This is a genomic window from Microbulbifer sp. SAOS-129_SWC (assembly GCF_039696035.1).
GTDB lineage: Bacteria > Pseudomonadota > Gammaproteobacteria > Pseudomonadales > Cellvibrionaceae > Microbulbifer.
This window is the reverse complement of record NZ_CP155567.1, coordinates 4,543,137-4,560,922: the sequence shown is the minus strand read 5'-3', so window position 1 is coordinate 4,560,922 and position 17,786 is coordinate 4,543,137. Positions and strand designations below refer to the sequence as shown.

The 17,786-nt window shown below is 62.8% G+C and carries 18 protein-coding genes; 7 read left to right on the top strand and 11 right to left on the bottom strand.

Annotated elements, in window-relative coordinates; all coding sequences use genetic code 11:
- Positions 1-2 precede the first annotated feature (2 nt).
- A complete protein-coding gene (locus ABDK11_RS19475; RefSeq protein WP_346838198.1) occupies positions 3-926 on the bottom strand; it encodes a hydrogen peroxide-inducible genes activator in 924 nt (307 codons plus the stop codon).
- 189 nt (positions 927-1,115) lie between these two features.
- Between ABDK11_RS19475 and ABDK11_RS19470 the strand changes: the two genes are divergently transcribed.
- The 3 genes from ABDK11_RS19470 to ABDK11_RS19460 all read left to right on the top strand — a co-directional run bounded on the left by ABDK11_RS19470 (position 1,116) and on the right by ABDK11_RS19460 (position 3,759).
- Complete coding sequence (locus tag ABDK11_RS19470) at positions 1,116-1,373, top strand: GlsB/YeaQ/YmgE family stress response membrane protein (RefSeq protein WP_346838197.1); 258 nt, start codon at positions 1,116-1,118, stop codon at positions 1,371-1,373.
- A 217-nt stretch (positions 1,374-1,590) separates the two neighbouring features.
- Positions 1,591-2,472: an NAD-dependent epimerase/dehydratase family protein gene (locus ABDK11_RS19465; RefSeq protein ID WP_346838196.1), complete on the top strand. Its 882-nt coding sequence runs from the start codon at positions 1,591-1,593 to the stop codon at positions 2,470-2,472.
- 279 nt (positions 2,473-2,751) lie between these two features.
- Positions 2,752-3,759 (top strand): zinc-binding dehydrogenase, encoded by a 1,008-nt coding sequence (locus ABDK11_RS19460; protein ID WP_346838195.1) that lies wholly within the window; start codon positions 2,752-2,754, stop codon positions 3,757-3,759.
- A gap of 39 nt (positions 3,760-3,798) precedes the next feature.
- Here the strand turns inward: ABDK11_RS19460 and ABDK11_RS19455 are convergent, their stop codons facing one another.
- The 5 genes from ABDK11_RS19455 to ABDK11_RS19435 form a co-directional block, all read right to left on the bottom strand.
- Positions 3,799-4,182, bottom strand: a complete 384-nt coding sequence (locus ABDK11_RS19455) for a RidA family protein (RefSeq protein WP_346838194.1) — start codon at positions 4,180-4,182, stop codon at positions 3,799-3,801.
- Positions 4,183-4,408: 226 nt separating this feature from the next.
- Entirely contained in the window at positions 4,409-6,526 is a 2,118-nt protein-coding gene (gene spoT, locus ABDK11_RS19450; RefSeq protein ID WP_346838193.1) for a bifunctional GTP diphosphokinase/guanosine-3',5'-bis pyrophosphate 3'-pyrophosphohydrolase, read from the bottom strand.
- 52 nt (positions 6,527-6,578) lie between these two features.
- On the bottom strand, positions 6,579-6,845 hold the full coding sequence (rpoZ, locus tag ABDK11_RS19445; RefSeq protein ID WP_346838192.1) for a DNA-directed RNA polymerase subunit omega: 267 nt from the start codon (positions 6,843-6,845) through the stop codon (positions 6,579-6,581).
- A 127-nt stretch (positions 6,846-6,972) separates the two neighbouring features.
- Positions 6,973-7,593, bottom strand: coding sequence for a guanylate kinase (gene gmk / locus ABDK11_RS19440; protein WP_346838191.1), 621 nt, complete (start codon positions 7,591-7,593; stop codon positions 6,973-6,975).
- A 264-nt stretch (positions 7,594-7,857) separates the two neighbouring features.
- A complete protein-coding gene (locus ABDK11_RS19435) occupies positions 7,858-9,102 on the bottom strand; it encodes a sterol desaturase family protein (protein WP_346838190.1) in 1,245 nt (414 codons plus the stop codon).
- 212 nt (positions 9,103-9,314) lie between these two features.
- Between ABDK11_RS19435 and ABDK11_RS19430 the strand changes: the two genes are divergently transcribed.
- Positions 9,315-9,854, top strand: a complete 540-nt coding sequence (locus tag ABDK11_RS19430) for a DUF805 domain-containing protein (RefSeq protein WP_346838189.1) — start codon at positions 9,315-9,317, stop codon at positions 9,852-9,854.
- 116 nt (positions 9,855-9,970) lie between these two features.
- On the opposite strand, the gene ABDK11_RS19425 is transcribed toward ABDK11_RS19430, so the two are convergent.
- From ABDK11_RS19425 to ABDK11_RS19415, 3 genes are all read right to left on the bottom strand, one after another.
- The gene (locus tag ABDK11_RS19425) at positions 9,971-11,347 is read right to left on the bottom strand and encodes a rhodanese-like domain-containing protein (RefSeq protein WP_346838188.1); all 1,377 of its coding nucleotides are present in this window, start codon (positions 11,345-11,347) and stop codon (positions 9,971-9,973) included.
- A gap of 433 nt (positions 11,348-11,780) precedes the next feature.
- Positions 11,781-13,010, bottom strand: coding sequence for a glycosyltransferase family 4 protein (locus tag ABDK11_RS19420; protein WP_346838187.1), 1,230 nt, complete (start codon positions 13,008-13,010; stop codon positions 11,781-11,783).
- A 111-nt stretch (positions 13,011-13,121) separates the two neighbouring features.
- The gene (locus tag ABDK11_RS19415) at positions 13,122-14,000 is read right to left on the bottom strand and encodes a YicC/YloC family endoribonuclease (RefSeq protein WP_346838186.1); all 879 of its coding nucleotides are present in this window, start codon (positions 13,998-14,000) and stop codon (positions 13,122-13,124) included.
- Positions 14,001-14,109: 109 nt separating this feature from the next.
- Here ABDK11_RS19415 and rph point away from each other — a divergent pair, with 109 nt between their 5' ends.
- Positions 14,110-14,829, top strand: coding sequence for a ribonuclease PH (gene rph, locus ABDK11_RS19410; RefSeq protein WP_346838185.1), 720 nt, complete (start codon positions 14,110-14,112; stop codon positions 14,827-14,829).
- 57 nt (positions 14,830-14,886) lie between these two features.
- Here the strand turns inward: rph and ABDK11_RS19405 are convergent, their stop codons facing one another.
- Positions 14,887-15,654: an exodeoxyribonuclease III gene (locus ABDK11_RS19405; protein ID WP_346838184.1), complete on the bottom strand. Its 768-nt coding sequence runs from the start codon at positions 15,652-15,654 to the stop codon at positions 14,887-14,889.
- 116 nt (positions 15,655-15,770) lie between these two features.
- On the opposite strand from ABDK11_RS19405, the gene pyrE reads away from it, so the two are divergent.
- Positions 15,771-16,424 carry an orotate phosphoribosyltransferase gene (gene pyrE / locus ABDK11_RS19400; RefSeq protein ID WP_346838183.1) on the top strand — a complete coding sequence of 218 codons (654 nt, stop codon included), beginning with the start codon at positions 15,771-15,773 and terminating at the stop codon, positions 16,422-16,424.
- Between the two features lie 58 nt (positions 16,425-16,482).
- Entirely contained in the window at positions 16,483-17,094 is a 612-nt protein-coding gene (locus tag ABDK11_RS19395) for a hypothetical protein (protein ID WP_346838182.1), read from the top strand.
- Between the two features lie 29 nt (positions 17,095-17,123).
- On the opposite strand, the gene slmA is transcribed toward ABDK11_RS19395, so the two are convergent.
- On the bottom strand, positions 17,124-17,732 hold the full coding sequence (gene slmA / locus ABDK11_RS19390; protein ID WP_346838181.1) for a nucleoid occlusion factor SlmA: 609 nt from the start codon (positions 17,730-17,732) through the stop codon (positions 17,124-17,126).
- Between the last annotated feature and the right edge of the window lie 54 nt (positions 17,733-17,786).

Sequence of the window (17,786 nt, the reverse complement as noted above, 5' to 3'; positions counted from 1 at the left end):
CCCTACGCCTCCGCCAGCTGGCACTGGCCGATGGCCTCGCGCAGTATGTCGATGGCGCGGTGGCGCGGGAAGCTGGCGCGCCACGCCAGCGCCACGGTGCGCTGCGGTGCCGGGGCCGCGAACGGACGCGTCTCCAGCAGGTTGCTGGCATACTGGGAAGCAGCGGCCGCGGACAGTGGCAGTATCGTAATACCGAGCCCGGAGGCGACCATATGGCGCAGTGTCTCCAGCGAGCTGCCGTCGGCGGCGGTACGGATGCGGCCGGTGCCGGCCTCTTTCTCGATGGTGTGCTGCAGCTGCGGGCAAGCCTCCAGCACCTGGTCGCGGAAGCAGTGGCCCTCACCCAGCAGCAGCACGTTGTCTTCGGCGAGCTGCTCGGGGGCGATGCTGGCCTGCTGGGTCAGCGGGTGGCCGGCGGGCATCAGCACGACAAACGGCTCGTCGTACAGCGGCTGGGTGACCACATCCGGCTCGGTAAACGGCAGCGCGATGATGATCGCGTCCAGCTCGCCCTTGCGCAGGCGCTGGCGAAGCGTTGCGGTGTAGCCCTCTTCGACGAACAGTGGCATCTCTGGCGCCAGGCGCTGCAACTGTGGGATAAAGTGCGGGAACAGGTAGGGGCCGATGGTGAAGATGGCGCCCACCGACAGCGGGCTCGCCAGCTGGTCCTTGCCGGCACTGGCGATATCCTTGATCGCGGCCGATTGCTCCAGTACCAGCTGCGCCTGGGCGACGATGCGCTCACCCAGCGGTGTGGCCTGCACGCGGGTCTTGGAGCGCTCGAACAGCGCTACACCCAGCTCTTTTTCGAGTTTCTTGACCGCAATCGACAGGGTCGGCTGGCTGACAAAACAGCGTTCGGCGGCGCGGCCGAAATGCTGTTCCTGGGCCAGGGTCACGATATAGCGCAGCTCGTTGAGTGTCATGGTTCTGGCAATCAAATTTCAGGGTTCAATAGTAATTATTCATGATAACGGCTGTGCTGGCCATGTCGAATTGTGACCGGGAGTTACCTGGGGCGCCGTTAGTAAAATTTGCTATTTGCGGGACGAATTAAACGATATAGGCGCAAAATTTTGCTATATGTGTAGGGACAAATCACGCGGAGCATCGCCATGGGCATCTTCTCCTGGATTATTCTCGGACTTATCGCCGGCGCACTGGCCAAGTGGATCATGCCGGGGCCGGATCCGGGCGGCTGGATCGTAACCATTGTTATCGGCATCGTCGGTGCCTTTATCGGCGGTTGGGTGGGATCCTTTGTCGGGATCGGCGGGCCGGTGAGCGGCTTTGGACTCGGTGATATCGTCACCGCCACCATCGGCGCGATCATCTTTCTGTTCCTGTACCGGATGCTCAAGCGCCGGCACTGAGACAAGCTGCGGCGCCGCGCACAACGACAGCACAGGCGGCGCCGATTTAAAGCTGCGCCGGCTATACTGGCGGGGCAGAACATTTCGGGGATGTGATTCGCAACAGCGCGGCGCCGGCCAACGGCGCCGGGCCATTGCGACAGCAGTACTTAGATAACAAGAAAGGGGACAACGGCGGGCGGGTGCGCGAGTGACCCGGAACCCCGTCAATATACCTATGGCAAAGGAAAAACTCTGGATACTGGGCTGCGGCGACCTGGGCGCGCGCCTTGCGTTGCACCTCAATCGTCAGGAATACAAAATTTACGGAATGCGCCGCAATCCGCTGGTTGCCCTTGCCACCAAGCGCCGCGCGGATGCGGTCAACTGGCGTCGCGGTGATGCCACCAATACAGAGGATATCCAGAGGCAGCTGGCCGACGGCGCCGATATTATCCTTGCGACCTTCACGCCCGACGAACACACGCAAAGCGGTTACCACCGCGCTTATATCGATACCGCCACGGCGTTGGCTGAGGCGCTGTCGAATCTGGCGCGACCGCCACGGCTGTTGCTCTGGGTCTCCTCGACGCGGGTTTATGGCCAGAGTGGTGACCATTGGCTGGATGAGCAGACACCGGCGGTTCCCAGCGGCTTTCAGGGCGATATCCTGCTGGCCGCGGAGGAGATTATCCGCAGTGCCGTGCCCAGCACCTGCGTGGTGCGCTTCGCCGGCATCTACGGTCCCGGTCGTGACCGGTTGTTGTCCCAGGTGCGTGCCGGCCGCTGCGCGCCGCCACAACCACCGCAGTACAGCAATCGCATCCACGTGGACGACTGTATTGGTTTCCTGATTCACCTGATGAACCGTCATCGGGATGGCTGGTCGCCGGAACAGCTGTATATTGGCGCCGACTCCATGCCGGTGCCGATGCACGATTTGCAGCAGTGGCTGGTCAAGGCCATGGGCTACACCAGCGCCCATCTGCGCGAGATCATACAGACCAGCGAGCGCCGCTCGAAAAAGCTCAGCAACAAACGCATGCTGGACAGCGGCTACCAGCTCAAATACCCCGATTACCGCTCCGGCTACAGCGCCCTCCTCGAAAGCGAGGGCTGATCTGCGCGCTGAGCGAGCGAAGCTCGCTGCGCAGATCAGCGACCGGCCAAGGACGGCCGGGCCGGGGTGAGCTCCAGGGAAGGCTGCCGGCGATGCACTGGCACGTGTCCACAGCTCGCTGAGCGATTCAGCGCCCGGCCAAGGATGGCCGGGCCGGGGTGAGCCCCATGGATGGCTGCTCGCGATGCAATGGCGTGTGCCCACGGTGTACGGCAAGCTTCACGTTCGCCCCGCTAAATAAAAAACTCATCTCCCCAATTCCCCGACCAGCAGCCACCCATGACCCAGCGCACCCTCTGGCAGATCCCCAAAGCCGGCAATATCACTCACCTGCAGCAGAAAACGGAAACGCTCGCACCACTGGCCGCCGACCGGGTGCGCATCGACGTGCGCGCGGTGGGTCTCAATTTTGCCGATATCTTCGCGCTCACCGGCCTCTACTCGGCGACGCCGCAAGGCGCCTTTACACCCGGGCTGGAGTTCGCCGGTATCGTGGCGGAGAGCCACTGCGACCACTTTACCCCGGGGGACCGGGTGATGGGGGTGACCCGCTTCGGTGGCTACGCAACCTCGATCGACAGCGAAGCTGACTACCTGATGCCGCTGCCGCATGGCTGGGACTTCGCCCAGGGCGCCGCCTGGCCGGCGCAGACCCTGACGGCCTGGTATGCGCTCACGCACCTGGGTGCGGTCCAGGCGGGTCAGCGCGTGCTGGTACACAGTGCCGCCGGCGGTGTCGGCCTGCAGGCGATGAAGCTGGCACGCGCGCTGGGCGCAGTGCCGGTGGGCAGTGTCGGCAGTGCGGACAAGGCGCAGTGGCTGGGCGCACGGGGTTTTGCGGATGTGCTGGTGCGGGAGGCGGATTTCGCCCGCCAGCTGCAGCGCGCGCGGCTGCGGTTTGATCTGGTGCTGGATGCGATTGGCGGCCGCGTGCAGCGGGCGAGTTTCGACGCGCTCAATCCAATGGGGCGCCTGGTGGTGTTCGGCGCGGCCGAGTTTACCCCGAGCGGCAGCCGGCCAAATTACCTCAAGGCGGCCTGGCGCTATCTGCGCCGACCGCGTTACGACGTCATGGAGATGATCAGCAGCAACCGCTCGGTGCTGGCGTTCAACCTGATCTGGTTGTGGGAACAGAAAGCGCAGCTGGCGGCGCTGCTGCGCGAACTGGCGCAGGTCCCGCTGCCGCCGCCCCATGTGGGCCACCGCTACGCGTTCGATGACGCCCACGTGGCGCTGGGGCTGCTGCGCACGGGGCGCTCGATCGGCAAGGTGGTGCTGGAATGCTGACGATCAGTGCCGCCCGCAGCGGCTACGGTCAGCAGCCAGTCAGATCACCATCACCCCTTCCGCCTCGAACAGCGCGCCCTTGGGCAGCTCCTTGACACCCACCGCGGCGCGCGCGGGGAAGGGCTTGTCGAACACCTCTGCCATGATTTCGTTCACGGTGGCGAAGTTGCCGAGGTCGGTGAGGTACAGGTTCAGCTTGACGATATCGTTCAGGGAGCCGTTGGCCGCCTCGCACACGGCGCTCAGGTTCTTGAACACCTGGCGCGCCTGTTCAGCGAAGTCGCTGGAGACCATTTCCATGCTCTTGGGGTCGAGCGGAATCTGTCCGGACAGGTAGACGGTGTTGTCCACTTTCACGGCCTGTGAATAACTGCCAATGGCTGCCGGTGCACTATCTGTTTTTATCACGGCACGGTTGGGCATGCGGTACTCCCGAGGCTTTCCACGGCCTCTAGCTGAAAAACAAGGCGGCAGAATATAGCGCGCTTTGTCGCCGGATGGGAAGCGCTTCGGCACCTGCGCGGCAGCTATCTGCCATTGGCGGTAATCGGCGAAATTTGCCGTCTAGCATTGGCGCGGGATCGGAAAAGCTGTCCGCCCGCGGTGTTGTGGAAAAAATGTGGAAACTTTGTGGAATACCCGCGGACCGCTAGGGTCGCGCGATGCGGATGACCATCGGCAGGTTGCGCAGCCGCTTCATGACCCGCGCCAGGTGCACGCGGTTGTTCACCTCGAGGGTCATGGCGATGACGCTGTTGTGCGCGTCTTTCTCGTCTACGTGGATTTGCTCGATACTGGCGCCCTCCTCGGTGATGCGGGTGGCCAGGCGCGCGATGATGCCGCGCTCGGATTCCACTTCCACACGGATATCGCCGAGGAACTCGCCCTTCACATCCGGCGACCAGTTCACCGTCATGATGTTTTCCGGGTGCTCGCGGAACTCGTTGGTGTTGCGGCAGGTATCCCGGTGAACCACCACGCCCTTGCCGGAGCTGATATGGCCGATGATGGTGTCGCCGGGAATCGGGCGGCAGCAGCGCGCGAAACTGATCAGCATGCCCTCCTGGGCATCGATGGTCAGCGGTGAGGAAATATTGCTGGCCTCGGTCTCCGCGCTGCCACTTGGCACCAGCTGTTTGGCCGCGGAGAAGGCCACCTTGTTACCGAGGCCGATTTCCTCGAGCAGTTTTTCCAGCGTCGCGCACTTGGTTTCCTTGAGGCCTTGCTGCAGCTGCTCCTCGGTGAGGTCCTGCAGGTGCAGGTCGAATTTGCCCAGTGCCTTCTCCAGCAGGCGCCGGCCCAGGGCCACGGAATCGTGGTGGCGCTGGTGCTTGAGGAAGTGGCGAATGGCACTGCGCGCCTTGGCGGTGACGACGAAGTTGAGCCAGTTGGGATTCGGCTGGGCGTTCCTGCTGGTGAGGATCTCCACCTTCTGGCCGCTCTCCAGCGGCTGCGACAGCGGTGCCAGGCGCTGGTTGATGCGCACCGCCACGCAGGAGTTGCCGATATCGGTGTGCACCGAATAGGCGAAGTCCACTGCGGTGGCGCCGGCTGGCAGGTCGACGATCTGGCCCTTGGGGGTGAACACATACACCTCGTCCGGGAACAGGTCGATCTTCACGTTTTCGATAAATTCCAGCGAATCGCCGGCGCGCTGCTGCATCTCCAGCAGGCCCTGTACCCAGCGGCGCGCGCGCACCTGGCTGGTGCCGCCGGTGTTGATGACCTTGTCCCCGGAGGCCTTGTACAGCCAGTGGGCGGCAATACCGCTGTTGGCCATCTCGTCCATTTCCTTGGTGCGGATCTGCACTTCGATCGGCACCCCGTGCATGCCCAGCAGCACCGTGTGCAGCGACTGGTAGCCGTTGGATTTGGGGATGGCGATATAGTCCTTGAACTCTGAGATCACCGGCTTGTACAGGTTGTGCATAACCCCCAGCGCGCGGTAGCTGGTGTCGACGCTGTCGACGATGATGCGGAAGGCGTAGACGTCCATGATTTCCTTGAACGACTTTTTCTTCGCGCGCATCTTCTGGTAGATGCTGTACAGGTGTTTCTCGCGGCCGATCACCAGCGCGTCGATACCCTCGCGCTGCAGGCGTACCTCGATGGCGTTCTGGATCTTCTCCAGCAGTTCCTTGCGGTTGCCGCGCGCGGCCACCAGCGCGGCGCGCAGGCGGCTGGCGCGCAGCGGGTAGATGGCGAAGAAGGCGCGGTCCTCGAACTCGATACGCACATCGTTCATGCCCAGGCGGTGGGCGATGGGTGCATAGATCTCGAGGGTTTCGCGGGCGATACGCGCGCGCTTGGCCGGCTTCAGCGCGCCGAGGGTGCGCATGTTGTGCAGGCGGTCGGCCAGCTTGACCAGGATCACGCGGATATCCCGCGCCATCGCCAGCGCCATCTTCTGGAAGTTTTCCGCCTGCTTCTCCGCCGGGCTGTCGGTCTCGAACTGGGTCAGTTTGGAGACGCCGTCCACCAGATCCGCCACTTCCTCGCCGAACTGTTCTTCCAGCGCGGCCTTGGGGATGCCGGTGTCCTCGATCACATCGTGCAGCATGGCCGCGGCCAGGCTCTGGTGATCCATATGCATGCCGGCCAGGATCGTGGCGACCGCCAGCGGGTGGGTGACGTAGGGCTCGCCGGAGCGGCGCTGTTGTCCGTCGTGGGCCTGCTCCGCGTAGAAGTAGGCGCGGCGGACTATCTGGATCTGGTCGGGAGGAAGGTACGACGAGAGGCGGTGGGCCAGACTATCGATGGTGTGCAAAGCCGCGCGCGCCTCTCAATCTCTTCAGTCTCGGGGAATGGCAGATAGTGATTTACAGGTCCTGTTCGGACAGGTAGACCGGTGCGGAAACGGACTGCATCGGGGTTTCGTCTTCGTCCGGCTCGTCGAGAATGCTGGCGTCTACCAGACCTTCCTCGATCTCGCGCAGAGCGATTACCGTCGGCTTGTCGTTTTCTTCCGGAAGCAGCGGGTCGCGGCCGCCGGTAGCGATCTGGCGGGCGCGCTTGCTGCCCACGATAACGAGTTCGAAGCGGTTGTCGACGTGCTCGAGGCAATCTTCAACGGTAATACGTGCCATAAACTTTCGGTTCCATTCAAACAGGGCCCCGCGGGGCGAATTCGGTGCGCGGCCGAGCCGGCCGGACAGAGATTTTACCGCAGTGGGCGGTGTACGTAAATCGAACAATCGGCGCCAGTGCGCCGGTTCAATTGTGGCGCAGCAGCGCCTGCAGTAATTCGGCGTGCCGCTGTTGCTGGCATGCGAGGCGGTTGCGCTGGGCCGCGACGATCGCGCATAGCTCGGTCAGGGCGCAGTCAAAATCGTCATTGATGACCACATAGTCGGATTCCACGTAGTGGGACATCTCGTCGATAGCCTGGGACATGCGCCGCTCGATCACGCCGGTGTCGTCCTGGCCGCGCCCGGTCAGGCGCTCACGCAGGGCCTCCTGGGACGGCGGCAGGATAAAGATGCCGACGGTGTCCGGCATCAGCCGGCGCACCTGGGCGGCGCCCTGCCAGTCAATCTCCAGGATCACGTCGCGGCCGCTCGCCAGCGTTTCCTGCACCCACTGCTTGGAGGTGCCGTAGTAGTTATCGAATACCTGTGCGTGCTCGAGAAAGGCGTCGTGCTCGAGCATATCCAGGAACTGCTCCCGGTCGACAAAATGATAGTTGACCCCGTGCTCCTCGCCCGGGCGCATGGCACGGGTGGTGTGGGAGACCGAGACGGTGATGTCGCTGTCGCGTTCGATCAGCGCCTTGACCAGGCTGGTCTTCCCCGCGCCGGAGGGCGCAGACACGGTGTAGAGGGTTCCTGCTTGCACAACTGATCCTGCTGTTCCTGGGCTAATGCGCCGGCATTATAACCGGACGCAGCAACGGTCACAGTGGGCGCAGGCAAACTGGCAGAAGAAAAAGGAAGGCGACACCCCGGCCGGGCTTGGGGGGGGATGTGTTGGGATTTTCGGTTCCACAACGCTGTCCACAAACCACAGGATGCGCGCGGCGCCGAAACCCGGCCGGGATCGCCAGGCGGAAGCCTTGCCGGCCACCTCAAACCCCCTGTGACCGGGTTCAACTTCCTGTTGCTAATCGCTAACGAGAGCGACTGTATCTTCTTTGTCCGCAAAAGCCAACCACCACCAGGCCAGCGCGCTGGCCGCTGCATAGCCCGCCAGGGCGTACGTTAGCGCTAACGGCAGCAGGGGCGCCAGCGCTAGCAGCAGCCCCAGACGCGCCAGCTCCCAGTGGCGTGCCAGGCGATGGTTGTCGAGGATGCGGCCGTTAACGATCAGCCCCAACGCCAGCAGTGCCACCGCCATCAGCTGCTGGGGATAACTCATGTCACGCGCATACCACAGCAGTGGCAGCGTGACGCCGGAGTAGACAATATGCTGCAACAGCGCGTAGATCCGCCGACCGCGGCTGACCGGCGGATCGAAGCGCGCGAAGTCGTCCAGATCGCAGGACGGTACCGGCATCGCCGCCTCGGCGTCGGCCGGCCGGTAGCCGGTGCGGCGGAACCACAGGGTGAACTTGTCCCACCAGCTCCGGGTGTACCAGGCGTCGAGGGCCATGCGCTTGTAGTGCTGTAAATTGGCCGCCAGCGGATCGAAGGAGTTCAGCGGCTTGCGCACGCCGAAGATGCAGGGCTCGTCGTCCAGCTCCTCCTGATAGCTGCCGAACAGCCGGTCCCAGATGATGAAGACGCCGCCGTAGTTGCGGTCCACATAGACCTTGTTCTGGGCGTGGTGCACTCGGTGGTTGGACGGCGTCACGAAGATCCACTCCATCCAGCGTACCTTGGGGAATTTCTGCGTGTGCACCCAGAACTGGTAGATCAGGTCGATGGCACCGGCGGTGACCAGCAGCTCCGGTGGCAGGCCGATCAGCAGCAGCGGCAGATAGAAGATCCAACCGATCGGCAGGCCAGCACTGGGCTGGCGCAGGGCCGTGGTCAGGTTGTAGTCCTCGCTCTGGTGGTGCACCAGGTGATCGGCCCACAGCAGATTGATTTCGTGCGCGAGGCGGTGCTTCCAGTAGTAACAGAAGTCGTAGGCGGCCACCGCCAGCAACAGGTGCCAGGGATTGGAGGCCGACCAGTGCAGGTGCGCGGCCTGGTAGTACGGCATCAACAGCTCGTACAGTGGCACATAGATCAGCAGCGTGACCCCGGCGCGGACCAGGCCGGTGATGCGGCTGAGGATACCGGCACTGAGGCTGCCGATGGCATCGTTGAGCCGGTACAGGCCCCAGCCGCGCCAGCGGTCCAGCGCCAGTTCCACCAGCACCGCGATTAGAAAAAACGGAATCGCCAGGGTGACAAGGCTCACGGATACCTCTTTTATTCTATTGTTGTGCGAATTCTGCACACTCTGCCACAGGCCCTGCGCTGCGCCTAGGCGCAGGGGCGTGCGATTTTGAAATCCGTTAGCTTTAACAGGCGGTTGGGCGCCTTGTGGCGACTGTGACGGGCTGGGATAATTTCGTGCCGGCCGGTGCTGCCGGTCCAGGAAATAACAATACACAATTAAAAGGAAGCTCCATGTCTACAGCTGCTAATCCCTACGCCTCGCCGCAGACCGCCGATCTGGCCACTGACGCCGGCGACCGCCCGGCGGAGCCACAGATCTTCTCGTTTACCGGTCGCCTCGGCCGCATGCGCTTCTTCAGCTACCTGATGATCTCCTCTTTTCTGACACTGGTGCTCGCATCCGTATTGGTCATGGTATTGGTGCCTGCGAGCCCGGTGCTCGCGGGCCTCGCGTATCTGGCGATTATTGGCGTCAGCCTGGTTTACGGACTGTCGATTTACGTGCGGCGCCTGCACGACCTGAATCAGCCCGGTGTCTGGCTGCTGTTGATGTTTGTGCCGCTGGCCAATTTCGGCCTGCTGATCTACCTGTTCTTTTTTCGCGGTACCGATGGCAGCAACAACTACGGTCCGCGCACCACACCGAACTCTTCGGCGGTGATTGTCACATTTGTACTGGGGATCTTCCTGAATATCGCCTCGATAGGCATCGTGGTGGCGGTGGCCATTCCCGCCTATCAGGACTATATGCAGCGCGTGCAGACGCAGTAATCAGCGCGCCAAAACATCGCTGCAGTGCCGCATGAAGTCAGTAACAGAAGCCGTCCGGCTGGGTGGCTTTTGCTGGCGGTTGGCGTGGGAGTTATCCGATATTCTGCGCCTTCCGGTCAGTTTGGCTCGGTCACGTCGTTTCCCGCTGCTCGCCAGGCCCCCATGGAGCCGAGAAATACCTCCACGTTTTCGAAACCGCTACGCCGCAGTATGGAGGCGGCTATGGTCGCGCGTGCACCGCTGGCGCACATCACGGTGTAGGTGATTTCCTTGGAAAGCGTTCGCAAGTGTTCCGGCAGGTGCCCGACATAAATGGCCTTGGCTCCGGGGACGATCCCCTCATCGACTTCATTCTTGCCGCGCACATCCAGCAGCTGCCAGCCTTCCTTCCCGCTTTCCACGCGCGATTTCACCCTGCTGACGTCTACCACGGGTACGCTGGCAAAGGGCCGCGCGGCGGCGGCCCAGCCCGGAAGTGCGGTGTTCAGAAATCCCTGGACCCGGTCGAAACCGATGCGGGCGAGATGGCGGGCGGCCGCCTGCGCCTGCGCGCTGCTGTCTGCAATCAGGACAATGTCGTCTTCGGCGCGCAAAAACCAGCCGGCGAAGGCGGGAATCATGTCGCAGGGAATTGCCAGGCTGCCCGGCAGGTGCGAGCCGAGGTAGGCGGTGATCCCGCGCACGTCGATCATCGCCGCGCTTTCGCTCAACTTCTCCAAGTCGTCGGGGCTGAGTGCGGGAGGTGTCACCAGCCGGGCCGCCGGAGCACCTCCACTGAGATTGAGCTGTTCCATGTTGCGGAAATACGGCGGCTGCTCGTGGTGTTCGGTCAGTTTTTTCGCGATAAAGTCCTTGCGCTGCTCGATCTGTAGCATCGGGTTGTTTTCCCGCTCGTAGCCGAGGGTAGAAAAGTCGCGGTTGGCCATGTTGTCGCCGCACACCGAGCCAGCGCCGTGAGCGGGATAGAGGATAGCCTGGTCACCCAGTGAGAGAATTTTCCTCAAGCTGTCATAGAGCAGCCCAGCAACTTCTTCCGCGCGCTCGGGGTAAAAGTCGGTGCGCCCCACGTCGCCCACAAACAGTGCGTCGCCGGTGAAAACGCCGACCGCCTGCTTACCGAAGTTCTGGTCGTATATCGCATAGGAAAGACTGTCATCGGTATGGCCGGGTGTCTCCAGCACTTTCAGTTGCATCGAACCGAAGGTGAACTGGTCGCCCTCGCGCACGGTATCTGCGTAAGCGATCTTCCCGGCAGGGTTGGGGCCGTGATGCACCGGAGCATTGGTCAACCCGGCGAGGATGGGCGCACCGGATATCAGGTCTTCGTTACGGTGGGTTTCAAAAATATGTGTAACCCGGCAACCGCGCTCGCGAGCCTTCTCCGCGTAGATCTCGCAGTCCCGACGCGGGTCGATCACGGCAGCTTCACTGCCGTCGCCAATAAGGTAGGAGATCTGTGCCAGGCCAGGTGACTTGATGGATTCCACAAACATCGCATCTCCTAAATTTCGCAAGACTATGTAATTGGGGGAAGCTTGTTTCGCCCCTTGTGTAAGTCACTGAGGGTGGCCCGCTGGCGATTCAACCCCTTCCGCACGGATTATTCCGGCAGCTCGTTGAATTTGCGTGCTTTGTGGCCCTAGATAAAGAGTGCTGTGTCTTCCAACGAAGTGTAGAAGCGAACGAATAGCCGCGCACAGCCTATAGACCTGCGGTCGCTCCTCTATCGATGAAAAAGTGACGTGCATCAGTGACTGCAGATCCACCGTGACCAAGCGGTCCGATTGTGGGGCGGAAACTAGCGAGAGAATTTTTGCCAGGCGAACTGGAGCTGATCATCGCACATGAAAAGGTGCATACCCGACAGATGGACAACCTGTGGAATGTCGTTGCTTTCGGGCTGCAAGCAGATTGCTTAACTCGATATCAAGTGTCTGCTGGTTTGTTTTTTGCTTCAATCCAGCGACTCATAAACTCTTCCGCGCGGTGCTCGGTGCGGTCGAGGATGCGTCTCCAGATCTGGCGATTGCGATGCCCCTCCAGGTCTGTGGCGATACCCTCCAATCGCGCGATAAACGCCGCGGCGTGATCCGCATAGGAAAACCCGCTTGCGAGTGCGCGCAAACCCGCGTCACGCGCGCTTAGCCAGGCAGTTCTATTTTGATACAGGCGTGCGGTGGTTTGCGCGAATTGCTCGGGAGCGTCGCTGAGCGGATAGCTCCAGGCATCTTCCGGCGCCATGGACTCGGCGCCGACCGGGGTGGTGACCGCGGGCGTGCCGCTGAGCCAGCCGTCCAGTATCTTGCCTTTCTGCCCGGCGCCGAAACGCAGCGGCGCCAGGTTCAGCCGGTAGCGTGCCAGCGTGGCCAGAACATCTTCGGTGCGCCCGATCACCCGCAGGCCGGTCGCCGGGTCACTGAGACGGTGAATGGCGTGGTCGGAGTAGGCGCCATAAATATGACACTCCACCCCGGGCAGCAGCGAGTGCAGTTGCGGCCAGATCTCCTGCGCGAACCACGCGGTGGCGTCGCGGTTGGGAGCGTGTTTAAAGCCGCCGATCATGGCCAGGTGTTGGCGCTCGTCGAAGCCTGGCAGCAAAGTGGGGTCGGGCAACTCCCGCACCAGAAACGGCAGGTAATGCAGCTGCCAGTCGGGCAGGCAGAAGTGCTCTTTCAGCAGCTCTACTTCGACCTTGGAGATCATCATGGTGAGATCGCAGCGCGCCATGGCCGCGATCTCGCGCTCGGCGGTGGCGTTGTACAGGTTGAGCGGTTGCCCGCTTTTGAGCGCCTGATGGCGCGCCTCGCGCAGGCTGTGAAAATCACTGGTGTCGAGCAGCGTGATTGCGCGCGGGCATTGCTCGCGCACCCGCCAGCCAAACTGCTCTTCCATCATGAAACGATCGTAGATCACCAGCGTGGGATCCAGCGCGCGAACCCAGTGATCAAAAGTGGAATCGTTGACCGCGACCTGGTGCTCACCGTAACCGGTCTTGGCCTGGAACGGCGTCGGTTGCGCGGGGCTGGCGATGTCCACCCGGTAGCCCGCCTCGGCGAGCAGGTCGAGGATATCCAGTGTGCGCCGGCCGGCAGCGGTGGAGGCGGGCTCGGGCCAATGCTTGGCCAGCAGTAGCGCGCGCTTGTCGGGTGTGTTCACGAGCCGACCGCGCGCTGTGCTCGCGCCGCGCGCGGAGGCTGTGTCAGGGTAAATCTACGGGCCATAGGGAGAGAAAATCTGTGTTGGGCTCGCGGCGCGAGCGTACGCAGCCTACTCGATATTCTGCACCTGCTCGCGCATCTGCTCGATCAGCACTTTCAGCTCGACCGCCGCCTGGGTAGTGTCGGTGACCACCGACTTGGAAGACAGGGTGTTGGCCTCGCGGTTGAATTCCTGCATCAGGAAGTCGAGGCGCCGGCCGATGGCGCCGCCGCCGGCGAGTACGCGGCGGGTCTCGGCGACGTGGGCGTCGAGGCGGTCGAGTTCTTCATCCACGTCGGCCTTTTGCGCCAGCAGCACAATTTCCTGTTCGACGCGGTCCTGATCCATTTCTCCGAGCAGTTCCTGCAGGCGGTTGCGCAGCTTTTCGCGCTGGGCGTCGAGGATCTGCGGCAGCAGTTTGCGTACCGCGGTTACCTGCTGTTCGATGCCCTCGAGGCGCGCCTCGATAAACTTGCGCAGCTCGGCACCCTCGCGCTCGCGGTTGGCGCTGAGCTGGGTCAGGGCTTCGTCGAATGCCTGCAGGATCGCCTTCGACTGGACCTCCGCATCGGTCTGTGGCTCGGCGATGACCCCGGGCCACTGCAGCAGCTGGAGCGGATTCAGTGGTGCCGGTTGTGCCACCTGGGCGGCGACGCGCTCGGCGGCGGCCACCAGCTCGCGCACCAGGTTGTCATCCACCTGCACGGATGCGGCTTCACCGGAGACGCCCTTGAGGCTCAGGCTCAGTTCCAGCTTGCCGCGCGACAGCTGTTTGCGCAGGCTTTCCCGCAGCTTGGTCTCCAGCGGGCGCGCGGCTTCGGGCAGGCGAAAGTGCGGCTCCAGGTAACGGTGATTGACCGAGCGCAGCTCCCAGGTGGCAGTGCCGGTTGCGTAGGATGCCTCGGCGCGACCAAAAGCGGTCATACTGCGCACAGTTTTGCTGGCCATAAGTCTCTCCCTGCAGGCATTCGTGTGGGCCGGCATCATAGCACGCGCCTGGGGTGCCGGTACGCGCGGGTATATACTGTAGCGCTTTGATCAGAATCCGAGGTGAATCATGCAGCGACCCAGCGGCCGCAACCCCGAGCAACTGCGCCCCGTGCGTATTACCCGCCACTACACCCGCCACGCCGAGGGCTCGGTACTGGTGGAGTTTGGCGATACCAAAGTGCTGTGCAATGCGTCGGTGGCGACCGAAGTACCGCGTTTTCTACGCGGTCAGGGCAGTGGCTGGATTACCGCGGAATACGGCATGCTGCCCCGCTCTACCGGCTCGCGCATGGGCCGCGAGGCGGCGCGCGGCAAGCAGGGCGGGCGCACCGTCGAGATCCAGCGCCTGATCGGCCGTTCGCTGCGCGCGGCGGTGGATCTGGAGCTGCTGGGCGAACACCAGATCACTCTCGACTGCGACGTGATCCAGGCCGATGGCGGTACCCGCACCGCCTCGATCACCGGCGCCTGCGTGGCACTGGTGGATGCACTGCGCTATATGCAGCGGGAGAAAATCATCGCGGTGGACCCGCTCAAGAATATGGTGGCGGCGGTATCGGTGGGCATCTACAAGGGCGCGCCGGTGCTGGACCTGGACTACCCGGAGGACAGCAGCGCGGATACCGATATGAATCTGGTGATGGCCGAGGACGGTGGCATGATCGAGGTGCAGGGCACCGCCGAGGGGGCGCCGTTTACCGAGGACCAGTTTGCGCAGATGCTGGCACTGGGCAAGGCGGGCATCGCCGAGCTGGTGGCGCTGCAAAAGAAAGTGCTGGCCGAATAAGGACTCAGCGGCGGTCTGCGCCGCGCACCCGGTGACCGACGCCAGGGTGCGCGGCAATCAGACCTCGAGGTCGTAATCCATGATCACCGGCAGGTGGCTGGAGAAGTCCACGTTTTTGTTGATGGCACCGTACTCGATACGGTTTTTCAGCGAGTGCGAGGTCACCTGCATATCGGTGCGCCAGCCGTCGCCCTCGCCGGCCTTGCCGCTCGGCCACCAGGTGAACTCGTCGGCATCCTTGACCACCTTGCGGAAGGCGTCGATATAGCCGATTTCGTTGAACAGCTGGTCCAGCCAGCGCTGTTCATGGCGCATGAAGCCGGGGGTGTCCTGGTGATCCTGCCAGTTCTCGACGTCGGCGCGGCGGTGGGCCATACCCCAGTTGCCGCAGAAGATGAAGTCGCGGCGTTTGCGGCTGATCTTCACCAGGTGCGCCTGCATGTCGTCGAAGAACTGCACCTTCTTTTCCAGTGACGTCTCGTCCCTGGCGGCCGGCGCCAGCAGCGAGCCGACACTCAGGCGCTCGAAATCCGCCTGCAGGTAGCGGCCGTACATATCCTCGCCGTTGGCAAAGCCCATGCCGAAAATGATCGCCTTGGGTTGGCTGCGGGTATAGATGGCGACGCCGTTTTCATGCGGCGTCCCGGAGTCGAAGAAATAGCTGTAGTAGCCGTCCGGGTGGAAGATTGGGTGATCCAGTTCCGGTTCCAGCGAGCGCAGATCCTGCAGACAGATGATATCCGCGTCCTGATCTGCCAGCCAATCATAGAGGCCGCGCTGAGCCGCCTGGTGAATGCCGTCTACCGACAGACTCACTATTCGCATTATTAGCCCCTTACCAGCGAGCTGTGTATCATTAGTAACATTATGTGTACGCCTCTCTCCCCGAGTTCCCGTGGGGGAGGTCTCCCTTCACCTTAGCCAATAGTTATCAAATTGCCATGCAGCAGTATCAGCGCGATTTTATCCAACTGGCCCTGGAACATCAGGTGCTTTGTTTCGGTGAGTTCACCCTGAAGTCAGGTCGCCAGAGCCCCTACTTTTTCAATGCCGGCCGTTTCCACACCGGCGCCGCACTGGCGGCGCTGGGGCAGGCCTACGCCGAGGCGATACTCGCGTCGGGGGTGGAGTTTGATGTCATTTTCGGGCCGGCTTATAAGGGTATCCCGCTGGGTGCGGTGACCGCCGTGGCGCTGGCGCAGAAAGGTGTGGATAAACCCTTCTGCTACAACCGCAAAGAGGCCAAGGATCACGGCGAAGGCGGAACCTTAGTGGGTGCGCCGCTCAATGGCAAGGTTTTGATTATCGACGACGTGATTACCGCCGGCACCGCCGTGCGCGAGGTGATGCACATCATCGACCAGCACGGCGCCAGCTCGGCCGGGGTGGTAATCGGGCTCAACCGCCAGGAGAAGGCCGGCGAGGACTGTGAACTCTCCGCTATCCAGCAGGTTGAGCAGCAGTACAATATCCCTGTAATCAGCATTGTGCAGCTGGACGATATCGTCAGCTACCTTGCCGAGGAGTCGCAGGACAGCGAAACCTTGCAGAGAATCGTGGACTATCGGCAGCGCTACGGTGTCTCGGGCCAGTAACTGTGGAGTTGTAAGGCCCGGCAACCGCGGCGCGCCCGCTTACCCAGTGAGAAGCGCGATGACTATCGCACCGGCAACAACTTCAATTTTCCTGGCGGCGGCACTGCTGGCTGGCAGTGCCGCCGCGTCCGCCCGTACCGCGGAATCCGGCGGCCATGCGCTGTACCGCTATACCGATGACAAAGGCGTGCAGGTGCTCGACGACAAGGTGCCGCCGCGCTATGTGGCCGGTGGCTACGAGGTATTGAGTCGCAGCGGCCGCGTCCTGAAGGTAGTACCGCCGCAGCTGAGCGGGGCCGAACTGGAGGCACAACAGCGGCGCCAGGCCCGCGCCGAGGCGGACCGCAAGCTGCTCAAGCGCTACAACAGCGTTGCCGACATCGAGAGTGCCCGCAAGCGCAAACTGGCGATCGTCGAGCAGGATATGGCGATCATGCGCTCCAATATTTCCAGCCTGCAGCGGCAGATCAAGCAGGAGGAGGCGTCGGCCGCGCGCACCCAGCGCAACGGCGGCGAGGTGGCGCCGGAACTGCTGGCGCGCATCGACAACCTGCGCGAGGAAGTGGGCGTGGTGCGCGAGCGCCTGGCACGGCGCAAGAAGGAGGCGCAGGCCCTTAACGACGCTTTCGACCGCGACGCGGCCCGTTACGCCGAAATCGCCAACAAGTAGCGCGTCTCGCGCTACCGCGCCGGCGTGCTTCAGCTGGCTGTCAGTGCAGTCTCGCGAAAGAACCCCGCCATCAATACCGGCCACTGCTCCGCCCAGTACTCGGTCGGCTTGCGTTTGAAGCCGCTGCGTACGTACTGCACGATGCGCCCCTCGGCGCTGGCCAGCAGCAGATTGGCGGCGCCGCCGAGGGGGATGGCCGGGCGCAGCTGCTCGCGCAGCTCCGCCTCGCGCAGTATCTGCTTGAGCTGGGTCTCCAGCCGATCGAACAGCTGCAGGATGCGGCCGTGCAGGCGCTCGGTTTCGCCGGTCAGGGCGTCGCCGGTAAGCAGGCGGGTGATGCCGGGATTGCGCTCGCAGAAGGCCAGCAGCAGGTGCAGTATTTTCTGGCAGCGCGCCATCGCCGAGGGTTCGTCCTGCAGTATCAGGGATACGCGGCTGAAGATGGTGTCCTCGATAAACTCGATCAAGCCCTCGAACATCTTCGATTTGCTGGGAAAGTGACGGTACAGCGCCGCTTCGGAAAAGCCCACTTCCTTGGCCAGGGCCGCGGTAGTGATGCGAGCGCCGGGGCTCGCTTCCAGCATATGGGCCAGGGCCTGCAGAATCTGTTGACGCCGATTGATCTTTTCGCTGCTCATTGACTGCCTTGTAACCCGGATCGACTCCGGCTGTGGTGTTCTTGTTGTTGCCGC